General features: G+C 71.6%; 20 protein-coding genes. 12 read left to right on the top strand and 8 right to left on the bottom strand.

The window, feature by feature from the left end; translation table 11 throughout:
* The first annotated feature begins 10 nt into the window (after positions 1-10).
* The 6 genes from JJI54_RS26690 to JJI54_RS26665 all read left to right on the top strand — a co-directional run bounded on the left by JJI54_RS26690 (position 11) and on the right by JJI54_RS26665 (position 8775).
* Entirely contained in the window at positions 11-2878 is a 2868-nt protein-coding gene (locus JJI54_RS26690) for an FAD-dependent oxidoreductase (RefSeq protein ID WP_203076463.1), read from the top strand.
* A gap of 43 nt (positions 2879-2921) precedes the next feature.
* On the top strand, positions 2922-4031 hold the full coding sequence (locus tag JJI54_RS26685; RefSeq protein ID WP_203076462.1) for a TIGR03364 family FAD-dependent oxidoreductase: 1110 nt from the start codon (positions 2922-2924) through the stop codon (positions 4029-4031).
* Entirely contained in the window at positions 4028-4819 is a 792-nt protein-coding gene (gene phnX, locus JJI54_RS26680) for a phosphonoacetaldehyde hydrolase (RefSeq protein WP_203076461.1), read from the top strand. Before JJI54_RS26685 ends, phnX begins: the two co-directional genes overlap by 4 nt.
* 105 nt (positions 4820-4924) lie before the next feature.
* Positions 4925-5944 carry a putative 2-aminoethylphosphonate ABC transporter substrate-binding protein gene (locus JJI54_RS26675; RefSeq protein WP_203076460.1) on the top strand — a complete coding sequence of 340 codons (1020 nt, stop codon included), beginning with the start codon at positions 4925-4927 and terminating at the stop codon, positions 5942-5944.
* 10 nt (positions 5945-5954) lie between these two features.
* On the top strand, positions 5955-7076 hold the full coding sequence (locus tag JJI54_RS26670) for an ABC transporter ATP-binding protein (protein WP_203076459.1): 1122 nt from the start codon (positions 5955-5957) through the stop codon (positions 7074-7076).
* Positions 7069-8775, top strand: coding sequence for a putative 2-aminoethylphosphonate ABC transporter permease subunit (locus JJI54_RS26665; protein WP_203076458.1), 1707 nt, complete (start codon positions 7069-7071; stop codon positions 8773-8775). Before JJI54_RS26670 ends, JJI54_RS26665 begins: the two co-directional genes overlap by 8 nt.
* Positions 8776-8924: 149 nt before the next feature.
* On the opposite strand, the gene JJI54_RS26660 is transcribed toward JJI54_RS26665, so the two are convergent.
* The 4 genes from JJI54_RS26660 to JJI54_RS26645 form a co-directional block, all read right to left on the bottom strand.
* On the bottom strand, positions 8925-9917 hold the full coding sequence (locus tag JJI54_RS26660) for a S1C family serine protease (RefSeq protein ID WP_226382147.1): 993 nt from the start codon (positions 9915-9917) through the stop codon (positions 8925-8927).
* A gap of 27 nt (positions 9918-9944) precedes the next feature.
* Positions 9945-10250, bottom strand: a complete 306-nt coding sequence (locus tag JJI54_RS26655; protein WP_203076457.1) for a hypothetical protein — start codon at positions 10248-10250, stop codon at positions 9945-9947.
* Between the two features lie 193 nt (positions 10251-10443).
* Entirely contained in the window at positions 10444-12621 is a 2178-nt protein-coding gene (locus tag JJI54_RS26650) for a malate synthase G (RefSeq protein ID WP_318987590.1), read from the bottom strand.
* Between the two features lie 122 nt (positions 12622-12743).
* Positions 12744-13166: a tellurite resistance TerB family protein gene (locus JJI54_RS26645; RefSeq protein ID WP_203076455.1), complete on the bottom strand. Its 423-nt coding sequence runs from the start codon at positions 13164-13166 to the stop codon at positions 12744-12746.
* 209 nt (positions 13167-13375) lie between these two features.
* On the opposite strand from JJI54_RS26645, the gene JJI54_RS26640 reads away from it, so the two are divergent.
* The 6 genes from JJI54_RS26640 to JJI54_RS26615 all read left to right on the top strand — a co-directional run bounded on the left by JJI54_RS26640 (position 13376) and on the right by JJI54_RS26615 (position 18871).
* Positions 13376-14143 carry a GntR family transcriptional regulator gene (locus JJI54_RS26640; protein WP_203076454.1) on the top strand — a complete coding sequence of 256 codons (768 nt, stop codon included), beginning with the start codon at positions 13376-13378 and terminating at the stop codon, positions 14141-14143.
* A gap of 49 nt (positions 14144-14192) precedes the next feature.
* The gene (locus JJI54_RS26635; protein ID WP_203076453.1) at positions 14193-14663 is read left to right on the top strand and encodes a hypothetical protein; all 471 of its coding nucleotides are present in this window, start codon (positions 14193-14195) and stop codon (positions 14661-14663) included.
* A 60-nt stretch (positions 14664-14723) separates the two neighbouring features.
* Positions 14724-16307 carry a gamma-glutamyltransferase gene (locus JJI54_RS26630; protein ID WP_203076452.1) on the top strand — a complete coding sequence of 528 codons (1584 nt, stop codon included), beginning with the start codon at positions 14724-14726 and terminating at the stop codon, positions 16305-16307.
* Positions 16308-16312: 5 nt separating this feature from the next.
* On the top strand, positions 16313-16975 hold the full coding sequence (locus tag JJI54_RS26625) for a GOLPH3/VPS74 family protein (protein WP_203076451.1): 663 nt from the start codon (positions 16313-16315) through the stop codon (positions 16973-16975).
* 162 nt (positions 16976-17137) lie between these two features.
* Positions 17138-18127 (top strand): Bug family tripartite tricarboxylate transporter substrate binding protein, encoded by a 990-nt coding sequence (locus tag JJI54_RS26620; RefSeq protein WP_203076450.1) that lies wholly within the window; start codon positions 17138-17140, stop codon positions 18125-18127.
* A 90-nt stretch (positions 18128-18217) separates the two neighbouring features.
* A complete protein-coding gene (locus tag JJI54_RS26615; protein WP_203076449.1) occupies positions 18218-18871 on the top strand; it encodes a GOLPH3/VPS74 family protein in 654 nt (217 codons plus the stop codon).
* A 1-nt stretch (position 18872) separates the two neighbouring features.
* On the opposite strand, the gene hpxZ is transcribed toward JJI54_RS26615, so the two are convergent.
* The 4 genes from hpxZ to JJI54_RS26595 are packed head-to-tail and all read right to left on the bottom strand — an operon-like array spanning position 18873 to position 22841.
* Positions 18873-19268 carry an oxalurate catabolism protein HpxZ gene (gene hpxZ, locus JJI54_RS26610; protein WP_203076448.1) on the bottom strand — a complete coding sequence of 132 codons (396 nt, stop codon included), beginning with the start codon at positions 19266-19268 and terminating at the stop codon, positions 18873-18875.
* Complete coding sequence (locus JJI54_RS26605; RefSeq protein WP_203076447.1) at positions 19268-20431, bottom strand: amidase; 1164 nt, start codon at positions 20429-20431, stop codon at positions 19268-19270. The genes hpxZ and JJI54_RS26605 overlap by 1 nt, the downstream gene beginning before the upstream one ends.
* A gap of 12 nt (positions 20432-20443) precedes the next feature.
* Positions 20444-21958: a transporter substrate-binding domain-containing protein gene (locus JJI54_RS26600; RefSeq protein WP_203076446.1), complete on the bottom strand. Its 1515-nt coding sequence runs from the start codon at positions 21956-21958 to the stop codon at positions 20444-20446.
* The gene (locus JJI54_RS26595) at positions 21945-22841 is read right to left on the bottom strand and encodes a polysaccharide deacetylase family protein (protein WP_203076445.1); all 897 of its coding nucleotides are present in this window, start codon (positions 22839-22841) and stop codon (positions 21945-21947) included. Before JJI54_RS26595 ends, JJI54_RS26600 begins: the two co-directional genes overlap by 14 nt.
* Positions 22842-22901 lie beyond the last annotated feature (60 nt).

Here is a 22901-nt window from a genome sequence, read left to right as displayed (position 1 = left end):
AGCCCACTCCATGCGCCTGACCCATCCGGACATCACCCAAGCTGCCGAAGCCGTGGGCATCACCTTCGACGGCCGCCCGATTCCCGCGCTGCCCGGGGAAACGGTGGCCGCGGCCCTTTCCGCCGCCGGTGAGATGGTGTTGCGGTATACGGCATCCGGCGCGCCACGCGGGCTGCATTGCGGCATGGGCGCCTGCTTCGACTGCCTCGTCACCATCGATGGCCGTGCCAACCAGCGCGCCTGCCTGGCGAAGGTGGAACCCGGCATGCGCGTGGAACGCGCGCCGCCCGCAGCGCCCGCGCCGCTCGCACCGCCCGCCGAGCACCAGGCCGAGCAGCGCGGCTGCGACGTGCTGGTGGTGGGCGCCGGCCCCGCGGGCCTCGCTGCCGCCATCGCCGCGGCAGAGGCCGGCGCCAGCGTCATCGCCCTTGATGAGCGCGACGCCCCCGGCGGCCAGTACCTCAAGCCGCTGGCCAAGAGCCACAGGCACGCCGCGCCGGACCGCCAGTTCCGCCAGGGCGAGGCGCTGCGGGACCGCGCGAAGGCGGCCGGCGTGACCTTCCATTTCGGCGCCACCGTCTGGGGCGGCTTTTCCGAGAACGAGGTCGCCGCGCTGGTGGAAGGCCGCAACGTGCTGTTCCGCCCGCGCCGCCTGGTGATCGCGGCCGGCGCGCATGAACGCCCCGTGCCCATCCCGGGCTGGACCCTGCCCGGCGTGATGACCACGGGCTGCCTGCAGACCCTGGCACGCGCCAACCGCGTCTCCCCCGGCGAACGCGTCGTCATCGCCGGCAACGGCCCGCTCAACCTGCAACTCGCCTGCGAATTGGTGGAAGGCGGCGTGAAGGTCGCGGCGGTGCTGGAAGCCGCGCCCAAGCCCGGCTTTCGCGCCTGGCGCCAGGCGCTCCGCCTCGCCGCGACGGCGCCGGACCTCGCCTGGGATGGCGCCCGCTACCTCGCGGCCCTGAAGCGCGCCGGCGTGCCCCTGATCTGGGGCGCGACGCCCATCGCCGCGGAAGGGGAGGGCCGCTTCGCCCGCCTCCGCGCCGCCACCCCCAGCGGCGAGATGACCATCGAGGCCGATGCGCTGGCCCTCAACCTCGGCTTCCAGCCGGAGACGGGCCTCGCCCGCGCGCTCGGCTGCGCCCATCGCTTCACCGATTCTGGCCTCGGACGGCTGGAGACCATCACGGACGAGGACGGCCGCACCAGCCTGCCGAACGTCTTCGCCATCGGCGATGGTGCGCAGATCGGCGGATCGCGCATCGCGCTCTCGCGCGGCCGCCTCGCGGGCCTCGCCGCCGCGCGGGACCTGCTGCCGAACGTGCCCGAAGATCCCGCCTCCCGCCGGGCGCTCGCCCGCGCGGTCGATTTCCAGGACGCGCTCTGGCGCTTCTTCGCCGTGCCTGCCTTCGACGTCACCGCCATCGCCGACACCACGCTGGTCTGCCGGTGTGAGGAAGTGACGGCCGGCACGCTGCGTGCCGCCAAGGCCGAGGGCGCCTGCTCGCTCGGCGCCGTGAAGAAGGCGACGCGCGCCGGCATGGGCCGCTGCCAGGGCCGCATGTGCGGCGCGACGGTCGCCCGCCTGGTCGGCGCCTCGGAGGAAGCCGGCTTCGCCGCCCCCCGCGCGCCGCTCAAGCCCGTGCCCGCCATCGCACTGGCGATGGAGAAGCCGGAATGGACGGAAGGCCCCTCCGCCGATCCCGGCCCCACCGCCCCCGCTTCCCGCAAGCCACCCACCGGGGAGACGCTGACCTGCGACGTGCTGGTCGTGGGCGGCGGTGCCCTCGGCCTGTCCACCGCGCTGGCCTGCGCGAGGGATGGCCTGGATGTGCTGGTGGTGGAACGCGCGGAGCCCGGCCAGGGCGCCACCACCGCCAATGCCGGCAGCCTGCATGTCCAGCTCCATGCCTATGACAGCGCCGGCGCGGCGGAGGGGCCTGACAGCGCCGCCGCCCAGGTGCTGGCCATCGGGCCCGAGAGCATCCGCCTCTGGCGCGCCATCGCCGCCGAGTCCGGCGAACATCTCGGCATCCGGACCGAGGGCGGCATCATGCTGGCCGAGACGGCCGAACAGATGCGCGCCCTGACCGACAAGGTGGCGATGGAGCGCCAGTTCGGCGTGGCGTCCGACATGCTCGGCCCGAACGAGCTCTACGCCATGGCGCCCTACCTCGCCCCCGGCTTCGCCGGCGCCGCCTTCTGCCCGGATGAGGGCCAGATGGACCCGCTGCGCGGCCTCTCCGTCCTGATGCGTGCCGCCACCCGCGCCGGCGCCCGTATCCGCGCCGCCACCGCCATCGCCGCGATCGAACGTGACGGCGCCGGCTTCACCGCCGACACCGCCGATGGGCTTCGCATCCGCGCGGGCCATGTCGTGAACGCGACCGGCCCCTGGGCCGCGCAGCTCGGCGCCATGCTCGGCGCCCCCATCCCCGTGAAGGCCGCCGTGCAGCAGGTGATGGCGACGGAAGCCGCGGGGCAGGAGATCATGCGCCACCTGATCCTGCATTCCGGCCGCCATCTCTCGGTCAAGCAGGGCGATGCGGGGCATCTGGTCATCGGCGGCGCCTGGCCCGGCGTGACGGACAGCGCCGGCCGCCCGCGCAACCTCCGCGCCTCGATCGAGGGCAATCTCTACGTCGCGCGCACGGTGCTGCCGGCGCTGGCGGGGCTGCATGTCATCCGCGCCTGGACGGGGGTGAATGTCCAGCTGCCCGGCCCCATCATCGGCGCCGATGCCCGCGTGCCCGGCCTGCATCACGCCGTCACCTTCAACGGATGGACGCTCGGCCCCGTGGTCGGGCAGCTGGTGGCCGATGGCATCCGCGGCCGCGGCGCCGCGCCCCGGTGCTTCTCCCCCAACCGTTTCTGAATTGTCGCTTGTGCGGTTGCGAAGGCGTGCCGATGCTGCGGGGATGAATCGCTTCGACCTCCTCGTCATCGGCCACGGCATCGTGGGGCTCGCCCATGCGCTGAAGGGCGCGCGGGCCGGGCTGCGAGTCGGGGTGCTGGACCGCGACGTGCGGGCCAATGGCGCCTCCATCCGCAATTTCGGCTTCGTCACCGTCACCGGCCAGGGGGCGCCGGACACCTGGCGCCGCGCCCGCCATGCCCGCGATGTCTGGGCCGATGTCGCGCCCCGCGCCGGCATCCCCGTCATCCATCGCGGCACGCTGATGGCCGCGCGCCGCCCCGAAGCCGTCGCCGTCATCGAGGAATTCGCCGCCGGCCCGATGGGGGAGGGCTGCACGGTGCTGCGCCGCGATGCGCTGCCCGAGCCCTTGCGCCAGGACGGCGCCGTGCTGGCCGCGCTGCATTCGCCGCACGAGCTCCGCGTCGAAAGCCGCGACGCCATCCCGAAGCTGCGCAGCTGGCTCGCGACCCAGGGCGTGACCTTCTTCCCGGGCCGCGCCGCGCTGTCTGTCGAGACGGGCCGTATCGAGACGCCGCAGGGCCCGCTCCACGCCGACCGCATCGCCGTCTGCCCCGGCACGGACCTCGTCAGCCTCTTCCCGGACGCCTTCGCGAAGCGCCAGGTCACGCTCTGCAAGCTGCACATGCTGCGCCTCGCCGATCCCGGCTGGCGGCTGCCGGCGGCGGTGATGAGCGACCTCGGCCTTCATCGCTACCGCGGCTACCATGGCTGTCCTTCGCTGCCCGCGCTGCGGGCGGAACTCGCGCGGGACCAGCAGCCGCATCTCGGCAACGGCGTGCACCTCATCGTCGTGCAGTCGGCCGATGGGTCGCTGGTGGTGGGCGACAGTCACCACTACGACCCGACGCCGGACCCCTTCCAGCCGGAAGCGGTGGATGCGCTGATCCTCGACGAATACGCCAGGGTGCTGGGCACGCCGCCGCCCACCATCGACCGCTGGATCGGAATCTATCCCTCCGGCCCCGATGACGCCTTCTTCGAGGAAGTGGCCGCGGGCGTCATGCTCGTCTCCGTCACCTCCGGCACCGGGGCCTCCACCGCCTTCGGCCTGGCCGCCGATGTCTTCACCGCCTGGGGGTTGCCCGCATGATCAAGGCCGTTGTTCTGGACTGGGCCGGCACGGTGCTGGACCATGGCAGCCGCGCGCCCATGGGCGCCTTCGTCGACGCCTTCGCGCATTTCGGCGTCGCCATCTCCATCGCCGATGCGCGCGGGCCCATGGGCATGGCCAAGGCGGACCATATCCGCATGGTCGGCGCCGCCGTGAACCAAGCCTGGCGCGCCCGGCACGGCCGGGACTTCGACGAAGCCGACGTCCAGGCGATCTTCGAGGTCTTCGAGCCCCTGAACATCGCGGCCGTGGAGGCCCATTCCGCCCTGATCCCCGGCGCCCGCGAAACCCTGGCGAGCCTCGCCGAACGCGGCATCCGTATCGGCTCCACCACCGGCTACACCCGGCCCATCATGCAGCGCCTGGCGCCCCTGGCCGCCGCGCAGGGTTTCACGCCGGAGATCATGGTCTGCGCCGGGGACCTCGCCGCCGGCCGCCCGGCGCCGCTGCAGATGTGGAAGGTGATGGCGGAGATGGGCGTCTGGCCGGCCTCCACCGTGGTGAAGGTGGACGACACGCCGCCCGGAATCGGGGAAGGCCGCGCCGCCGGCACCTGGACCGTGGGCCTGGCGCTGTCCGGCAACATCGCCGGGCTCTCCGCCGAGGAACTCGCCGCGCTGCCCGAGGCCGGGCGCGACGCCATCCGTGCCCGCGCGACGGCGGAGCTGGTGGAGTCCGGCGCCCACCTCGTCATCGACAGCATCGCCGACCTCCCCTGGGCCATCACCGCGATCGAGGAACGGATGGCGGCCGGCGAGGCCCCCTGACGGGCCGATTGACGCCTGACACCGATCTGAAACAGTATCGTCATCACAGCGACGTCAGATCGCGGCTAGGGCAGGCGACGCACGCCAGGGAAGGACCCCACCCGCATGCGTTTCGCCTTGATTGCCGCCGGCCTCCTGGCCGCCCTTCCGCTCGCGGAGGCGGAGGCCCAGTCCCGGACGCGCCTCACCGTCTATACCGCGCTGGAAAACGAACAGCTCGCCCCCTTCAAGGCGGCCGCCGAGGCCGCGGTGCGGGACATCGAGATCGTCTGGGTGCGCGACAGCACCGGCGTCATCACCGCCCGCCTGATCGCGGAACGCCAGAGCCCCCGCGCCGACGTCGTCTGGGGCCTCTCCGTCTATTCGCTGCTGCAGATGGAAGCGCTGGAGATGCTGGAGGGCTACACCCCCGCCGGCGCCGATGCGCTCCGCCCCAACATGCGCAGCGACCGCAGCCCGATGACCTGGACGGGCATGGACGCCTTCGTCTCCACCATCTGCTTCAACACGGCCGTCGCCGCGCAGCGCAACCTGCCGCGGCCCTCCACCTGGGCGGACCTGCTGGACCCGCGCTTCCGCAACCAGGTCGCCATGCCCAACCCCTCCTCCTCCGGCACCGGCTTCCTGACCGTCGCGGGCTGGATTGGATCGATGGGGGAGGCCAATGCCTGGACCTTCATGGCCCGCCTGCATGAGAATGCGCAGGTCTATACCCATTCCGGCAGCGCCCCCTGCAACAACGCGGCGCGCGGTGAATACGGCGTCGGCATCTCGCTCGACATGCGCGCGGTCACGCTGCGCAACCAGGGTGCGCCCATCGAGGTCATCATCCCGACCGATGGCGTGGGCTTCGACCTGGAAGGCACCGCCATCCTGCGCGGCACGCGCAACCTGGATGCGGCGAAGCGCCTGGCGGATTTCGCCGTCTCCCGCCCCGCGATGGAACAGTATGGCCGCTTCTACGCGCTGCTCGCCCTGCCGGGGGTGGATGCCACGGTGCGGAACTACCCGCCGGAATTCGCGCAGCGCTTGGTGAACGTGAACTTCCGGGAGACGGCGCTGCAGCGCGACCGCATCCTGCGCGAATGGTCGCAGCGCTTCGACGGCAAGTCGGCGCCGCGCTGAGCCCGATCGGATGACCGCCCTCGACACGCTGCTCCAGGGCGGTCTGCGCCACGCGGCGACGCAGGCCCCCTACCTCGACATCGCCGGGGTGGGGAAGCAGTTCGGCACCTTCGTCGCGCTGAAGGATGTCAGCCTCCGGGTCCAGGAAGGGGAGTTCATCTCCTTCCTCGGCCCCTCCGGCTGCGGCAAGACCACGCTGCTGCGTGCCATCGCGGGGCTTGATCCCGCGACGACGGGCGTGATCCGCCAGGCCGGGCGGGACATCACCGGCCTGCCGCCGGCCGCGCGGGATTTCGGCATCGTCTTCCAGTCCTACGCGCTGTTCCCCAATTTTTCCGTGGCCGACAACATCGCCTATGGCCTGCGCGGGCCGGCCTGGCCGAAGGCGCGCGTCACGGCGCGCGTCGCCGAACTGCTCGACCTCGTCGGCCTCGCGGAGCATGCGAGGAAGTATCCGGCGCAACTCTCGGGCGGCCAGCAGCAGCGCGTGGCGCTGGCCCGTGCGCTGGCCCCCGAACCGGGCCTGCTGCTGCTGGACGAACCGCTTTCCGCCCTCGATGCCATCGTGCGGCTGCATCTGCGGCAGGAGATCCGCGACCTGCAGCGCCGCCTCGGCGTCACGACCATCATGGTGACCCATGACCAGGAGGAGGCGATGGCCGTCTCCGACCGCATCCTGGTGATGCGCAGCGGCCATGTGCAGCAGGTCGGCACGCCGGAGGAAGTGTACCGCAGCCCCGCCACCGCCTTCGTCGCCAGCTTCGTGGGCCGGTCCAGCGCCTTCGATGCCGTGGTGCAGGCCGCGCCGGGCAGCATCACCGCCCATGGGGTGACCCTGGCCGCCGATGCCGTGCGCGGCCTGGTCTATGGCACCCCCATCCGTGCCTTCGTGCGGCCGGAGGATGTGCGACTGGGCCAGGCGGCGGAGGGCATGCCCGGCGCCCTGCCCATGACCGTGACGCATCTGGAATTCCTCGGCCCCACCTGCCGCCTGGCGCTGGAACAGGGCGCCTTCCGGCTGGAGGCCGATGCCGCCCCCGACCTGGTGCGGGCCACCGGCGCCCTGCCGGGCGCGCAGGTGCTCGCCGCCATCGCCCCCGACCGCATCATGGTCTTCCCTGCGGATGAGTGAGGCCCTGGCCGGCCCGGCCGTTCGCGTCACGGCCTCCGCCGACCAGCGCCTGATGCGGGCGGGTCTGTGGCTGGCCGGGGTCTTCCTGCTGCTGGCCCTCGGCCTGCCCATGGCCACGCTGCTCTCCCGCGCCTTCGAGGATCAGGCCGGCCGCTTCGTCGGGCTGGCGAACTTCGCCACCTATGTCAGCACGCCCGCGCTGCTGCGTTCCGCCTGGAACAGCGTCTGGACGGCGGCGCTGACGATGGTGATCGTCGTGCCGCTGGCCTTCATCTATGCCTATGCGCTGGCGCGGTCGCGCCTGCCCTTCAAGCCGTTCTTCCGCGCCGTGATGCTGCTGCCGATCCTGGCGCCGTCGCTGCTGCCGGCGCTCTCGCTCATCTACCTCTTCGGCAACCAGGGCATGCTCCGCTGGATGCTGCCGATGGAGAACATCTACGGCGCGCCCGGCATCATCGTGGCGCAGGTCTTCAGCACCTTCCCGGCCGCCGCCATCATCCTCTCCGTCGCGCTCGCCACCGCCGATGCGCGGCTCTATGAGGCCGCGGAAGCGCTGAAGGCCGGGCGCGCGCGGATCTTCGCCACCGTCACGCTGCCGGGCGCGCGCTTCGGCATCGTCTCCGCCGCCGTCGTCACCTTCACCACCGTGGTCACGGATTTCGGCATCCCGAAGGTGATCGGCGGCCAGTTCCCGGTGCTGGCGACCGATGTCTACAAGCAGGTCGTGGGGCTGCAGGACTTCAACATGGGCGCGGTGGTGGGCCTGGTGCTGCTGCTGCCCGCCCTTGCCGCCTTCGCGCTGCAACGCTGGGCGGAAGGCAAGCGCGCCGCGACGCTGACGGGCCGCGCCGTGCCGCTGGCGCCAAAGCCGCGCCTGGCGCGGGACCTGCCCCTGGCGCTGTTCTGCCTGGCCATGGCCGGCGTGCTGGTCGGCATCGTCGCCGTCGCCGCCTGGGGATCGCTGGTGCGCTTCTGGCCCTGGAACCTGTCGCTGACGCTCGACAACTACGATTTCGCCCGCTTCGACTCCCAGGGATGGGGCGCGGTCGGCACCTCCATCCGCATGGCGCTCGGCACCGCCTGCATCGGGACCGCCATCGTCTTCCTGGGCGCCTATGTGATGGAACGCGCGCCGCGGATGTCGGGCGGCGATGGCGCGCTGCGCGGCGCGGTGGGGCTGCTGGCGACGGTGCCGCTGGCGATCCCGGGCCTGGTGCTGGGGCTCGCCTACATCCTGTTCTTCAACCACCCGGCCAATCCGCTCGGCTTCCTCTACGGCACGCTGGCGATCCTGGTGCTGAACTCCCTGGTGCATTTCTACACCGTGGGCCACCTGGCCGCGACGACGGCGATCCGCCAGCTGGACCCGGAGTTCGAGGCCGTGGGCGCGAGCCTGAAGGTCCCGGTGGCGGAGACCTTCCGCCGCGTCACCCTGCCGATCTGCCTGCCGGCGATCCTGGAGATCTGGGTCTATCTCTTCGTCAATGCCATGACGACGGTGAGCGCGGTGATCTTCCTTTACGGTCCGGACACCAAGCCGGCCTCCGTCTCCGTCGTCCATATGGACGAGGCCGGGCAGGCCAGCGCCGCGGCCGCCATGGCCTGCGTGCTGCTGGGGGTGGCGATCCTGGCCAAGCTGGCGCAGATGGGGGTGGGGGCGCTGACGGCGCGGGCGACGCAGGGCTGGCGGCGCCGGTGACGACAAGCTGGAACCGCCGCTCCGTTCCCGCTATGATCCCCTGATCACGGGCGAAATGCGCCCCGGACCACGCCGGAATCGGTGCTAAAGGCCCATAATCGGCATAAACGGCATAATCGGGTTAGTGACCTAAAGGTCACAGGCGCCCCTCAATGCAGCCGCGGCGCCTTCATGAAGCTGGTCCGGTCCGCGCTGGTGACGGGCAGGCTGAAGCGCCGGCCATCCCGTTCCACCGCCACCTGCACCAGGACACCCGCCTGGCCGAGCGACCAGAGGCGCCGCCAGAGCGCGGCCAGGTCCGCCGCATCCTCGCCATCGATGCCGATGATCCGGTCGCCGGCCTTGATGCCGGCCTTCTCGGCCGGACCCTTGCTGGCGACGGAGGCGACGATGATCCCTTCCTCCTGGTCCGCGCAGTAGAGGCCGAGCCAGGGGCGCGCCGGCTTGTTGACCCTGCCATAGCTGGTCATGTCGCCCAGGATCGGGTGCAGCAGCCCGATCGGCACCGCCATGTTCAGGTCCAGCCGGCGTCCCTTCGAATCCCGGTGCTGCAGCACCAGCGACCCGATGCCGATCAGGGCGCCATCCTCGCCGATCAGCGCGGCACCGCCCCAGGAGGGATGGGCCGGCGCGGTGAACAGCGCCTCCTCCAGCAGGTATTCCCAGTAGCCTGCGAAGGGTTCCTTCGCGACGATGGAACAGGCAAGCGCACCGCCCTCCGCGGCATTGCGGCCGGAATGGGGGGCGGCGGCGAGGATCGTGTTGGTGCCGGCGTCCGGCAGCGCCGCGGTGCCGAGCGGGATGGCGGGGGAGTCGAGCCGCCCCAGCGCCTGCACCAGGCCGAAGCCGGTCTCGAAATCATAGGCCAGGCCATGCCCCTGCACGACGCGGCCGCTGGCGGTGGTGATCCATATGCTGTCGGCCTCGCCGATCAGGTAGCCGATGGTCAGCACCAGCCCCTTCTCGCCGATGACGACGCCGCTGCCCTCCCGTTCCGTCCCCAGCGTGCGGGCGGAGAAGGCATCGGCCGGCACGCGTGACTTGATGGCCACCACGGAGGCCAGTGTCCGTGCCAGGTCGAAGCGGTAGTCGGCCGGGTCGGGCCGCATCTCCGGGGGGATCGTCCAGTCCTCGTCCGCCATCACTGCTTCCGCTGCCAAGGCGGCATCTTAGAAGAGCCCGGGGCTGCTGGGAACGCCCCGGCGGTTTCGCGCGGTTGCGGGGGCGGGTTCGGGAGGGGGCGGCGGCAGCGCCGGCGCGGGCACCGCCAGGGCTTCCGCCACGGGGTCCGCCGTGATGCGCGGGCAGCGGAAGGCGATCCGGTATTCGTTCGGCCAGATCTCGCTGCGGACGATGTCGAAGCCGCGTTCGCGCTGGGCGCAGTAGGCTTGCGCCAGCTCCACGCCGCGTCGCGCCGCGGTGGCGGGGGTGGAGGCGTGGGTCGTCAGGCCGAAGACCTCCGGCGACAGCTCCACCACCTCGGACCGGGTGGCGCAGGCGGCCAGGAGGGGCAGCAGCAGGAAGGCGTATCGGGCCAGTGTCCGCTCTCCGCAGTGTGATCGCGCTGCGAGGCTAAGGCACCCTCTCTGGCGCCACCAGCCCGGGAATCATGCGGCGGCAGCCTCGAAAAGTCCTCTCCCCGAAAGGGGAGAGGGTTGGGTGAGGGGGTTATCCCTTCGCCTTTGCTTCCCGCCGCCGCCGGGTCAGGATGAACTCGGTATAGCCATTCGGCTGCGTCGCCCCGTCGAAGACCAGGTCGCAGGCCGCCTTGAAGGCCGGCCCGTCGAAGCCCGGCGCCATCGGCGTGTAGAGCGGATCGCCGGCGTTCTGGCGGTCCACCACCGCGGCCATGCGCTTCAGCGTCTCCTCCACCTGGGCGCGGGTGACGATGCCGTGGCGCAGCCAATTGGCGATGTGCTGGCTGCTGATGCGCAGCGTTGCGCGGTCCTCCATCAGGCCGACATCGTTGATGTCCGGCACCTTGGAGCAGCCCACACCCTGGTCCACCCAGCGCACGACATAGCCCAGGATGCCCTGGGCGTTGTTGTCGAGCTCCGCCTGCACGTCTTCCGGCGCCCAGTTGGTGTTGGTGGCGACGGGGACGGTCAGGATGTCCTCCAGCTTCCCGCGGGGGCCGCCGGCCGCGATCTCCGCCTGGCGGGCGGGGACATCGACCTGGTGGTAGTGCAGCGCGTGCAGCGTGGCGGCGGTGGGGGAGGGGACCCAGGCGGTGTTGGCGCCGGCCTTGGGGTGGCCGACCTTCTGGTCCAGCATCGCCGCCATCATGTCCGGCATGGCCCACATGCCCTTGCCGATCTGGGCCCGGCCGCGCAGCCCGGCGGCGAGCCCGACATCGACGTTCCACTCCTCATAGGCCTTGATCCAGGGCAGGCCCTTCATGTCGTTCTTGCGCACGACGGGGCCGGCTTCCATGGCCGTGTGGATCTCGTCGCCCGTGCGGTCCAGGAAGCCGGTATTGATGAACACCACGCGGTCCTTCACGGCGCGGATGCAGGCGGCCAGGTTCACCGTGGTGCGGCGTTCCTCGTCCATGATGCCGAGCTTGGCGGTGTAGCGCGGCAGGCCGAGTGCATCCTCGACGCGCTTGAACAGCAGGTCCGCGTGGCGGACTTCCTCCGGCCCGTGCATCTTGGGCTTCACGACATAGACGCTGCCGGTGCGGCTGTTCATGCGCTTGCCGCGGCCGGGCGGCTGGATGTCGTGCAGCGCGATCGCGACCGTGACCATGGCGTCCAGCGCGGTCTCGGGAATCTCGGCACCGTCCAGCGTGACGACATCCGTCATCATGTGATGGCCGACATTGCGCACCAGCATGACGGAGCGGCCATGCAGCGTGATGGCGCCGCCATTCGGCGTCTTCCACACGCGGTCGGCATTCAGGCGGCGGGTGATGGTCTTGCCGCCCTTCTCGAGGTCGGCCGTCAGGTCGCCCTTCATCAGGCCGAGCCAGTTGCGGTAGACGTCGATCTTGTCCGCGGCATCGACGGCGGCGACGCTGTCCTCGCAATCCATGATCGTGGTCAGCGCGGCTTCCATCACCAGGTCGCTGACCCCCGCCGGATCCTCACGCCCGATCGCGCTGCCGCGGTCGATGTGAAGCTCCATGCGGAGCCCGTTGTTGGACAGCAGGATGGCGTTGGGCGCCCAGGTCTCGCCCTGGTAGCCCATGCATTGGCCGGGGCGCGCCAGATGCGCCTTGGTCCCGTCCTTCAGCGTGACGACAAGGGTGCCGCCCTCGATCGCGTAGCCCTTGCTGTCGGCATGGCTGGCACCGCCGGCCAGCGGCGCGGCCTGGTCCAGCACGCGGCGGGCGAAGGCGATGACCTTGGCGCCGCGCTTCGGGTTGTAGCCGCGGCCCTTCTCCGCCCCGTCGGTCTCCGGGATGGCATCCGTGCCGTAGAGGGCATCATAGAGGCTGCCCCAGCGGGCATTGGCGGCGTTCAGCGCGTAGCGGGCGTTGGAGACGGGAACGACGAGCTGCGGGCCCGCCATGGTCGCGATCTCGGGGTCCACATCGGTCGTGCCGACGGTGAAGGGCTCCGGCGCCGGGGCCAGGTAGCCGATCTCCTTCAGGAAGGCGGTGTAGGCGGGCAGGTCCACGGGGCGGGCGGGGTTGGCGCGGTGCCAGGCATCGATCTTCGCCTGCAGCTCGTCGCGCTTGGCCAGCAGCTCCGCGTTGCGCGGTGCCCATTCCTCGAGGATGGATTCGAAGGAGGACCAGAAGCGCGCGGGCTCGATCCCGGTGCCGGGCAGGGCCTCGTCCTCGATGAAGGCGCGGAAGGCCGCCTCCATGCCGAGCTTGCCGATCTTCACGGTCTCTGCCACCGGATCATCTCCCTGCCTGCATGCCCCGGCGCCCGGGGGTGGTCTTCGCGGGGCCATCTGCGGGCAAAAGGCAGATGTGGCAAGGGGGACAACCAGGCCAGGCTGTCCCCCCCGCCCGGCCGTTACCGGTCCAGCACCGCGCGGTCGTTCTTGGCGGTCAGGCTCCGGAAATGCGGCTCCAGCTCCGCCTCGCTGATCCCGAAGGCCTGGACGAAGCCCATGACCAGGCGCTGCTCCTCCGGCTCCGCCTGGCCATCGGACATGGCGCTGTCGATCATGTTGAGGAGGATGCAGAGCTTCTGGTCATGCCGCAGCTTCGGCGCGGCGGCAGCGGCGAACTGCTCCGCCGGCGTCGCGCGGCAGTAGCGCAGCGCATTGTCCAGCGCCTGGCGCGTGGCATTGGGGCCCATGACGGAGAGGAGGTGGCCGATCTCCTCCTGGTCCATCTCCCCGTCCGAGGCCATGCAGTAGAGCAGGCTGGCGACGAGGCAGTTGCGCGGCGTCAGGTCGAAGGCCGGCGCCTGGCTCTTGAACATTCCGAACATCGTGGGTGTCTCCCGGCAGGGTTGGGTGGCGCGCCGGGACTCTGGCGGTGCCGGTCGCGCCGCGGCCGCAACAGCCAGGGATTCGCGCGGCGGGCAAGGGGGGATTCTGTTGCAGGAAAGCGACACCGCCGTGTTACCGCCGCGGTGGCATTCGTTGACTCGATCAAGAGGCTACTCGAACCAATAGATTGAATTTAGAATGGATACGATTGACCGAGGCCCCCCGCATCGTGATCACCCTGTCTCCCGACCTCTCCGAGCCGCCGTCCCGCGACGGCGCGGCGGAGGCCCCGCGCCTGTCGCCCGTGCAACCCCGCACCATGGTGGAACAGGCGGCGGAGGCCATCGTCGCCGCCGCGGCCCGCGGCATCTTCCTGCCGGGTGACCGGCTGGTGGAGGCGGAAATCGCCCGCGACCTCGGCATCTCCCGCGTCCCGGTGCGGGAAGCCCTGCGCCTGCTGGAATCCCAGGGCATCGTCGTCAGCACGCCCTACAAGGGTATGCGGCTGATGCAGATCACCAACCGCAACGTCGCCGAACTGATGCGCGTGCGCACGGCGCTGGAAACGCTGGCGCTGCGCGAGATTGCCGCGAGCGGCCCCGCCACGGCGGAGCGCCTCGCGCCTGCCTGGCGGGCGGCGGAGCGGTATGAGGCGGCGGCGCAGGGGCCGGATGCGGCGGCCATCGTGGCGGCGGACGAGGCCTTCCACGGGGAGCTCTGCCGGCTGTCCGGCAATGGCGTTCTGCATGGCCTCTGGCTCAGCGTGGCGCGCCAGTTGTCGGTCGTCTGGGGCCTGGGCCACGACGTCCGCCCCAAGCCGCGCATCGCGCAGGAACACCGGGACATCCTGGAACGCCTGTCCGGCGGCGATGCCGCCGGCGCGCAGGCGGCGCTCGATGCCCACCTCGCCTGGCATGAGGACCTGGACTTCGAACGCCAGGTCGAACGCCGCCGGCTCGGCAAGAACCGGGCCTGACGACCCGCCGGCGATCCTCGCCCGCGGCCTGGCTGGAGAGGATCGGCGCATGTTCCGGGTTGGGCAGAGGGTCTGGCATCGCGACGGCAAGCGCAGCGGCGTGGTGCTGGACAGCGATGGCGACCGCGTCTTCATCGAGCAGGAGAACGGCGCGGAGCTGGATTTCCCGGCCCGCGAGTTGAGCCTGACGGCGCCCGCCGCCGCGACCCCGGCCCACCGGGCCGCGGCCTCCGTCCCCTATTCCATGGTGGACCGCACGCTGGTCGCCGCCGACATCACGCCGGACCATGTGCGGGTGCTGGGCCTGATCCCGCCCCGTACCGTGCAGGCCGTGGCCACGCTGTATGAGAAGCGGCCGCGGGCGGGGAAGTTCAGCGCGCTGGATGTGGCGCAGAAGCTGAACTTGATCGCGGAGATCACCGAAGTGCCCTACCGCACCATGCGCGCCTATAGCGACCGGCCCGGAGAGATGGGGCTGCTGATGGGCAAGGGCCTCGCGGACAGCCAGAAGGGGGGCTGAGGCGGGCTTGCCCGCCCGCCGCCCCCGGCCGATCCTCCCGCCCACGGAGGACCCTGCCCGATGACGCTCACCTATTCGCCGCCCGTCCATGTCAGCCAGCATTGGGGGGTGCGAAAGCCCGGTGCGACGGGGCGGCGCGGCATGGTCGCCAGCCAGTCGCGGGATGCGGCGGAGGCGGGGATCGCGATCCTCGACGCGGGTGGCAATGCCGCCGATGCCGCGGTCGGCATGGCCTTCGCGCTGGCGGCGATGGAGCCCTGGAACAGCGGCCTCGGCGGCATCGGCTTCGCGCAGGTGGCGGCGCCCGGCGGCCCGGCGGAGACCTTCGATTTCGGCCCTGTCTCCCCCGCCGGCCTCGATGCGAAGGATTTCCCCACCACGGGGCGCATGAAGCAGGACCTCTTCGCCTGGCCGGAGGTGGAGGGCGACCGCAACATCCACGGGCCGATGAGCTTCGTCATCCCCTCCTCGGTCGCCGGCTACGCCCTGCTGCATGAAAAGCGCGGGCGGCTGCCGGCGCGGGACGTGCTGGCGCCGGCGGTGGCGCTGGCAAAGCGGGGCCTGGCGCAGGACTGGTTCACCACGCTGAAGATCGCCAACGCGGCCTCCACCCTGAAGCTCTATGCCGAATCCGCGCGCATCTACCTGCCGGGTGGCCTGCCGCCCGTCGCGCCCTATCAGGGCACGCCGGGCTTCTTCCAGCTGGGCAACCTCGCGGCGACGCTGGAGCGGCTGCAATCCGCGGGGTTCCGCGACTTCTATGAGGGTGACATCGCCGCCTCCATCGCCGCCGATGTGAAGGCGATGGGCGGCGTGCTGTCCGCTGCCGACCTCGCGGGCTGCCGGGCGCGGGTGCTGCCGGCGGTGTCCGTGCCGTGGCGCGGCCGCACGCTCCACCTCTCCAACGGCCTGACGGCCACGCCGACCTTCCGGCGCGTGATGGAGCTGATGGAGGGTGCGGACTGGTCGGGCAGCGAGCCCGGCACGGCCTGGCACCTGGCCTTCGCCAAGGCCATGCAGGCCGCCTATGCGGAGCGGCTGGAGGGATTGGGCGATGCCGAGCCCAAGGGCGCCGACAGTTGCACCACGCACCTGACCGTCTGCGATGCGGACGGCATGATGGTGGCGATGACGACGACGCTGCTCTCCTCCATGGGCAGCCGCGTCGTGCTGCCGGGATCGGGGGTGCTGATGAACAACGGCGTCATGTGGTTCGACCCGCGGCCGGGCACGCCCAATGCCATCGGGCCCAACAAGCGGCCGCTGACCAACATGTCCCCGGTGCTGGCCTCCGGCCCACAGGGGGTGCCGGAGATCGCGCTCGGCGCCTCCGGCGGGCGGCGGATCCTGGCGGCGGTGTACCAGACCCTCGCTCTGGTCGCGGGCTTCGGGATGGACCCGGAAGCGGCGGCGCATTTCCCCCGCATCGATGTCAGCGGCCCGGAAGGCGCCACCGCCGACCGCCGGCTGCCCCAGGCGACGCTCGACGCGCTGGCGGCGATGGGGCCGCTGGAGGTGGTGGAGCATGCGGTGCTGCCCGTGAACTTCGCCTGCCCGAACCTGATCCGCATCGCCGCCGACGGCACGCGCCAGGGCATCACCGACGTGATGTCGCCCTGGTCCGCGGCGCTCGCCCAGGCCTGACCGGCATGGACGGCGCCCTGACCCTGGCGGAGGAGATCACGCTCCTCTCCCTCGATGACGAGACCGGGCGGCCGGTCGGGCGCGCCGGCATGGCGCCGGACCGCGCGCTGGCCGGGGCCCTGCTGATGCAGTTGGCCCTGGCCGGCCGGGTGGATACGGACCGGGACCGCCTGATCCTGGTCGATGCGACGCCGACCGGCGATCCGGTGCTGGACCGGGCGCTGGCGCGCCTTTCCGAGGCCGGGGCGCCGGCCGATGCGCGCGGCGCCATCCCGCTGCTGGCGCGGGATGCGGCGGATGCGCGCGCCCTGCTGCTGGACCGCCTCGTGGCCAGGGGCATCCTGCGCCGCCTGGACCAGCGGGTGCTCTGGATCCTGCCCGACCGCCGCTACCCCAAGGCGCCCGGGCGGGCCGAAGTGACGGAAGCGCGGGCGCGGCTGCGTGCCCTGCTGCTGCGGGAGGAGATCCCGGACCCGCATGACGCGCTGCTGCTGGGCCTGGCCCGGGCCGCGGGGTTGCTGCCGCTGATCTTCTCGGCCGGGGAACTCGCCGGGGTCCAGCCCTGGCTCGACCTCGTGACCCGGATCGAAAGCCTGAACCGCTCGCTCGCCGTGGCGGTGGCGGATATCCGCGGCGTCGGCCTGGGCACCACGCAGCGGGAGGTGTAGCGCAGCCTACCGGCAGGTGGCCGCGCCGTCAGGTCAGGCCGATGCCGCGGCATGGCGCTTGCCTAACCGGGAGGCAGGTTGGGGTATCCGCCATAGGAACCGGGCATGTTGCCCGGAATTTGTGCGGAACCTCTCCCTGGTTTGACCTCTGGGAGCGCATCCATGTTGCAACGTCGTCACCTGCTCGGCCTCACCGCCGGCGCCGTCGGGACCCTCGCCGCCCCGGCCGCGCTCTGCGCCCAGGGCGCCTGGCCGACCCGCGGTACGATCCGCCTGGTGGCACAGTTCCCCCCGGGCGGGCTGGTGGATACCGTCGCCCGCCTGATGGCGCCCGCCATGGCGCAGGCGCTGGGCCAGAACATCGTGGTGGAGAACCGCCCGGGCGCCGGCGGCATCATCGGCACCGACCTCGTCGCCAAGGCCCCGGCCGATGGCTACACGCTGCTCGTCAGCCATGCCTCCGTGCATGTGTTCAGCACGGCGACCCGGCCGAGCCTGCCCTTCGACCCGATCAACGACTTCACCCACATCATGCAGCTGGTGGAGGCGCCGAACATCATCCTGGTGCGCGCCAACTCCCCGTTCCAGACGCTGGAGCAGCTGGTGACGGCGGCGAAGACGCGGCCGGTGCGCTACGGCTCCTCGGGCATCGGCTCCGCGCCGCACCTGCTGGGCGCGATGCTGTCGGCCGAGGCCGGGGCGCCCAACTTCGACCACATCCCCTATGCCGGCAGCGCGCCGGCCATGCAGGACGTGCTCGCGGGCAACATCGAATGCATGGTGGACCCCATCACCACCAACACGCAGCAGATGCGCGACGGGTCGCTGCGCGCGCTCGCGGTCTCCACCGCCCAGCGCCTGGCGATGTTCCCGAACGTGCCGACCTTCGCGGAACTCGGCTATCCCAAGCTGACCTCCGCGCAGTGGCTCGGCCTGTCGGGGCCGAAGGGCCTGCCGGCGCCGATCGTGGAGAAGCTGGCCTCCATCATCCCGCCGATCCTGGCGCGGCCGGAGCTGGCGTCCCGCTTCGTCGAACTTCAGACCATGCCGCGCAACCCGCCGCCGGCGGGCGCGGATTTCATCGCGCTGATGCGGCGCGAGATCGCCGAATGGACCGCCGTGGCCCGGCAGTTCAACATCACCGTCAGCTGACAAAGAGCCCACGGTGGTGAAGCGGGGGCGGCCGCCTGACGGCCGCCCCTTTTTCGTGCACCATCGCGCCCGATGCCCGGGATGGATGCGATGGCCCTGACGATGCCGGAGGAGATCCTGCTCCTCCTCCTCGATGACGAGACGGGGAAGCCCGTCGGGCTGCCCGGCCCGGCGGGGGATCTTGCCGTCGTCGGCGCCATCCTGATGGAACTCGCCCTGGCCGGGCGGGTGGACACGGACCTCGACAGCCTTTCGGTCGTCGACCCGCGGCCGACCGGCGATGCGGTGCTGGATGGCGTGCTCGCCCGGCTCGGCGCCCTCGGCCGCGCGCGGACCAGCCGCGGCTGGATCCAGGACATCGCCAAGGGCGCGGGGCCGCTCCGCACGCAGCTGCTGGAACGCCTGGTTCAGCAGGGCGTGCTGCGCCGGGTGGAGGACCGCTTCCTCTGGGTCTTCCCCGACCGCCGCTACCCGAAGGCGGAAGGCGCCGCGGCGGTGGAGGAAGTGCGCGCCCGGCTGCGTCACGTGCTGCTGGACGACAGCATCCCGGACCCCCGGGATTCCCTCCTCATCGGGCTTGCCCGCGCCACCGGCCTGGTCCCGCTGCTGCTCTCGGCGGAGGAAGCGTCGCGCGCCGCCCCGCGCGTGGAGCGGATCGCGGCGCTGGAGGAATTGTCGCGCTCGCTCGGCGCCGCGACGCGGGACATCTACGCTGCGCTGATGCGCCAGGGCGCCATCCACTGACTCAATAGGCGGGCGTCGCCTCCGTCACCGACACATGGGCGGAGACGACCTTCCAGCCGAGGTCGGGGAACCGCACCCAGGTCTGGCTCTGCCGGCCCGTGGTGGCGCGGCCGCGCATGTCGAACTCCAGGTTCACGGTCGCCATGTCCCGCCCCAGCGTCGTGATCACGAGGCGCCGGCGCGCCAGCTTGATGCCGGGGCCCGGCGGGCGGCGGACGCGATGGGCGTGGATCTCGTCGAAGCCGTAGCCGTTTTCATGGATCGCGTAGCGGATGGTGTGCGGGCTGTTCCAGAAGGTGGCGTCCAGCACATCGACATCCTTGTCGATCAGCGCCTGCTCGTAGCGTTCGAACAGGCCGCGGATCTCCTCCACCACCTCGGGGATGTTCACCTCCATCAGCCATGCTCCATCGCGAGTGCCATGCGCACCAGCATGGCATCGGCGCCGCGCGCGGCAAGCAGGCTGAGCCCGATCGGCCGGCCATCCACGGTGGCGCCGGGGATGCTGACCTGCGGATGGCCCGCCAGCCCGCCATGGGCGCAGAGCACGTTGATGGCGGCGCGGATGCCGTCCAGTTCCGGCAGCGGCAGTCCCGCCTTCGGCGCGGCGAAGGGCGTGGTCGGCATGGCCAGGATGGTGCCTGGCGGCAGCAGGTGCCGCAGCCGCCCGCGCGCCTCCCGCCGCACCAGCGCCGCCCAGCCCAACTCCGCCTCCGGCGTCAGCGATGCCATGACGAGGCCGCGCGCGACCCCGAAGGCGAAGCGCGGATTGTCGCGCTCCACCCATGGCCGGAAGGTCTGCCATGCCTCCACCGGTTGCAGCGTGCGCTGCGCGCGGGACCAGGTGGTGAGGCCCTGGGGCGCCATGGCTTCTTCCCGCCACTCCGGCACCAGGCGCTTTAGCCGGTCCAGCATCGGGGTGAGCGCCGCCGCGGCTTCCTGATCCGCGAAGGCGAAGGCATCGGTCGCGACCACCAGCCGCGCCGGCACCGCATCGCCGATCGCCTCCTCCAGCAGCACCGCGGAAACCCGGGCGAAGGTGGCGGCATCCCGCGCGAACCAGCCCGTCGTGTCCGATGACGGCGCCTGCGGCATCATGCCGGAGAGGTCGAGCCGCCCATGCGTCGGGCGGATGCCGAACAGCCCGCAGAAGCTGGCGGGCACGCGCACAGACCCGCCCGTATCGGTGCCGAGCGCCGTCTCGCAGAGCCCCTGCGCGACGGCGCTGGCGGAACCGGAGGAGGAACCCCCCGGCACATGGCCCGGTGCCGCGGGGTTCGGCGGCGTGCCCTCGAAGGCATTCTCGCCGAGGATGCCGAGCGAGACCTCGTCCGTGATGGTCTTGCCGATCAGCGTGGCGCCCGCGTCGAGCAGCGCCTGCACCGCCCAGGCATGCCGCGAGGGCACCGGGTTCTGCCGCGCCCAGTCCGGGTTGCCGCCGCCGGTCGGATGGCCGGCCACGTCGAACAGGTCCTTCGCCGCGAAGCGGAGGCCCGAGAGCGGGCCGCCCGCGCGGCCTTCGACATGGACGGCGGTGCCGGGAACGAAGGGGGAGGTCATGCAGGCTCCTGCTCAGGCAAGGCGCGGTGGCTTCCAGCCGAAGGCCAGTGCCGCCATGCGCGTCACGACGCAGCCGATGACGGCCACGATGACGGCGGGCACGACCTCATCGATCTCGATCCCCGGCCCGCGCGCCATCAGGTAGCCGGTGAGGGCGAGGGACCAGATCAGCGACACCTCCCCGTAGAAGCCGGTCGTGAGGTTCGGGATGCTGCCGCCGCCGCGCAGCACGTCGCGGATGATGCCGCCGCCCGCGCCGGTGATGGTGCCGAGCAGCGGCCCCCAGAGCCAGAGCGGGTCCGCCCCCATGCCGAAGGCGATGGTGACGCCGAGGACGGTGGAGGCCCCCAGGCCGAGCGCATCGGCGAAATCGAACAGCCAGCGATCGGCGCGGCGCCGGCGCATCGCCACCGCCAGCTGCGCGATCCAGAAGGCCAGGATCGCCCGGCCCCGCAGCAGCGCCCAGGCATGCATCACCGCCCAGACCACCAGCACCGTGCCCAGGATGAGCTGGAGGAACAGGGGATTGCGCAGGATGCCGAGCGGGAAGCGCCCCATCAGCAGGTTCCGCAGCACGCCGCCGGCACCGGCCGTGATGGCGGCCAGCACGAAGGCCCCGAACAGCGACCAGCCGCTGTGCCGCGCGGCCAGCGTCCCGGCCAGCGCGCTGGCGATCGCGCCGGTGATCTGCAGCATCAGGAACCAGCGGCTGTCGATGGTCAGCGACAGCAGGATGGGAAAGCGGAAGCGGGAGGCGATGCGGTCCAGCGTGCCGTCCTCCGTCAGCATCTCGATCGCCGCATCGATGCGGCCGAGCAGCGCCGGCGTCATCGTCTCCCGGTTGAAGGCGAGGTGCAGGGGGATGACGATCCGCATCCGCGCTTCCTCGACCTGTGCGGCGGCACCAAGGCTGGTGATCGCGAGCGCGACGGAAAGCCGCTCCGCCAGGAAGCCATCGATCTCGCCGGCCAGCAGCCGGCGGATGTTCGTGGCGTCGTTGCTCGCCGCACGGACACGGCCCGGCGCGGGCGGGGCGGCGATCACCTCATCGAGCGCCGCATCGAAGTAGGAAAAGCCGGCCCGCACGCCGAGGCGGAAATGCCTGTCTTCCGCCATGAAGGCTGCGAGCCCGGCGGCATCGGCGAAGCGGAGCCGCGCCGCTTCCCCCCGCCGGGTGATGAGCACGTTGGTATCGTGGCGGTAGGGCAGGGAGAGGGCGAAGCGCGCGGCCCGCTCCGGCGTCTCCGGGATGCCGGTCGCGAGGTCGAGGCGCCCCGCCGCCACGGCATCGAGCAGCGGCAGGTATTCCATGGGGAGGAAGCGGACCTCCTCCCCGGCCTGGCGGGCGATGGCGCGGACCATCTCGATGTCGAGGCCCGTCAACTCCCCCTGGCGCAGGTATTGCTGCGGCTCCCCGGCATACCAGCCGGATTGCAGCACGCGGTCCTGCGCCTGGGCCGCCAGCGGCAGCCAGGCCAGCAGGATCAGCAGCAGCGCCGGCAGCCAGCGACGGTCAGCCGCCACCATGGTCCTTGCACCATTGCGCGGCCTGCGCATGGGTCGCGAACCACACGCCCTCATGCTTCTTCATGCGGGTGATCAGGCGGTCGAGCAGCGGCAGGCGCGACCGGTGGCCGATGATGTGCGGATGCATGGTCAGCAGGAACATGCCCCCTTCCGCATAGGCGCCGTCGAATTCCGCCGTGAAGATCTCCTCCACCGCGGAAGGCGGCGTGTAGGGGCGAAGGCCGCTGAAGCGGAGCATGTTGAAATAGACGGCGTCGTCGCGGATCCACTCCGGCGGCAGTTCCACGATGCCGGTCGGCTCGCCCTGGTCCAGCAGCTCATAGGCATCGTCGTCAGCCATCAGCGACGAATCGTAGAGCAGCCCCATCTCCTTGATGATCGACAGCGTGTCGATGGAGAAGTCCCAGGAGGCCGTGCGGATGCCGACGGGGCGCTGGCCCGACAGCTTCTCCAGCATATCGGCGGAACGCAGCGTCAGGTCCCGCTCCACCCCCTGGGGCAGCTTGGTGTTGGCCTCGTGGATCCAGGAATGGATGCCGATCTCATGGCCCTCATCGGCCACGGCGCGGATCTCCTCCGGGTGCAGCATGGCGCTGACGGCGGGGTAGAAGAAGGTCGCCGGGATGCCGTGCCTGGCCAGCAGCGCGCGGATGCGCGGAATGCCCTGGCGCGAACCGTACTGCCCCTGGCTGATGCGCATCGGGCTGTCATCGGAGTCGCGCAGCGGCCCCGTCTCATGGTCCGCGTCGAAGGACAGCGTCACGCAGCACCGCGCCCCGCCGGGCCAGGAAGCCGGGCGCAGGCTGCGGCCGGCGCGGGCGCGGCCGACGATCTTCCGCCACTCGGGCTCGGTGAGTTCCCAAGGGGGAGTCGGTTCGGGCATCGGGGTTTCCTCTCGGGCTGCGTGGCGCCATGCTGCCCGCCACCGAGCCCCCCTGGAAGC

Source organism: Falsiroseomonas ponticola (genome assembly GCF_016805305.1).
GTDB classification, from domain to species: Bacteria; Pseudomonadota; Alphaproteobacteria; order Acetobacterales; family Acetobacteraceae; genus Falsiroseomonas; species Falsiroseomonas ponticola.
The sequence above is the reverse complement of the archived record's forward strand: the minus strand, read 5'-3'. Positions and strand labels throughout refer to the sequence as shown.

Bases quoted from the DNA above. Each gene is read 5' to 3' on its own strand.
- JJI54_RS26690 (WP_203076463.1), top strand. From the start codon at position 11: ATGCGCCTGACCCATCCGGACATCACCCAAGCTGCCGAAGCCGTGGGC.
- JJI54_RS26685 (WP_203076462.1), top strand. From the start codon at position 2,922: ATGAATCGCTTCGACCTCCTCGTCATCGGCCACGGCATCGTGGGGCTC.
- phnX (WP_203076461.1), top strand. From the start codon at position 4,028: ATGATCAAGGCCGTTGTTCTGGACTGGGCCGGCACGGTGCTGGACCAT.
- JJI54_RS26675 (WP_203076460.1), top strand. From the start codon at position 4,925: ATGCGTTTCGCCTTGATTGCCGCCGGCCTCCTGGCCGCCCTTCCGCTC.
- JJI54_RS26670 (WP_203076459.1), top strand. From the start codon at position 5,955: ATGACCGCCCTCGACACGCTGCTCCAGGGCGGTCTGCGCCACGCGGCG.
- JJI54_RS26665 (WP_203076458.1), top strand. From the start codon at position 7,069: ATGAGTGAGGCCCTGGCCGGCCCGGCCGTTCGCGTCACGGCCTCCGCC.
- JJI54_RS26660 (WP_226382147.1), bottom strand. From the start codon at position 9,917: ATGGCGGACGAGGACTGGACGATCCCCCCGGAGATGCGGCCCGACCCG.
- JJI54_RS26645 (WP_203076455.1), bottom strand. From the start codon at position 13,166: ATGTTCGGAATGTTCAAGAGCCAGGCGCCGGCCTTCGACCTGACGCCG.
- JJI54_RS26635 (WP_203076453.1), top strand. From the start codon at position 14,193: ATGTTCCGGGTTGGGCAGAGGGTCTGGCATCGCGACGGCAAGCGCAGC.
- JJI54_RS26630 (WP_203076452.1), top strand. From the start codon at position 14,724: ATGACGCTCACCTATTCGCCGCCCGTCCATGTCAGCCAGCATTGGGGG.
- JJI54_RS26625 (WP_203076451.1), top strand. From the start codon at position 16,313: ATGGACGGCGCCCTGACCCTGGCGGAGGAGATCACGCTCCTCTCCCTC.
- JJI54_RS26620 (WP_203076450.1), top strand. From the start codon at position 17,138: ATGTTGCAACGTCGTCACCTGCTCGGCCTCACCGCCGGCGCCGTCGGG.
- JJI54_RS26615 (WP_203076449.1), top strand. From the start codon at position 18,218: ATGGCCCTGACGATGCCGGAGGAGATCCTGCTCCTCCTCCTCGATGAC.
- hpxZ (WP_203076448.1), bottom strand. From the start codon at position 19,268: ATGGAGGTGAACATCCCCGAGGTGGTGGAGGAGATCCGCGGCCTGTTC.
- JJI54_RS26605 (WP_203076447.1), bottom strand. From the start codon at position 20,431: ATGACCTCCCCCTTCGTTCCCGGCACCGCCGTCCATGTCGAAGGCCGC.
- JJI54_RS26600 (WP_203076446.1), bottom strand. From the start codon at position 21,958: ATGGTGGCGGCTGACCGTCGCTGGCTGCCGGCGCTGCTGCTGATCCTG.
- JJI54_RS26595 (WP_203076445.1), bottom strand. From the start codon at position 22,841: ATGCCCGAACCGACTCCCCCTTGGGAACTCACCGAGCCCGAGTGGCGG.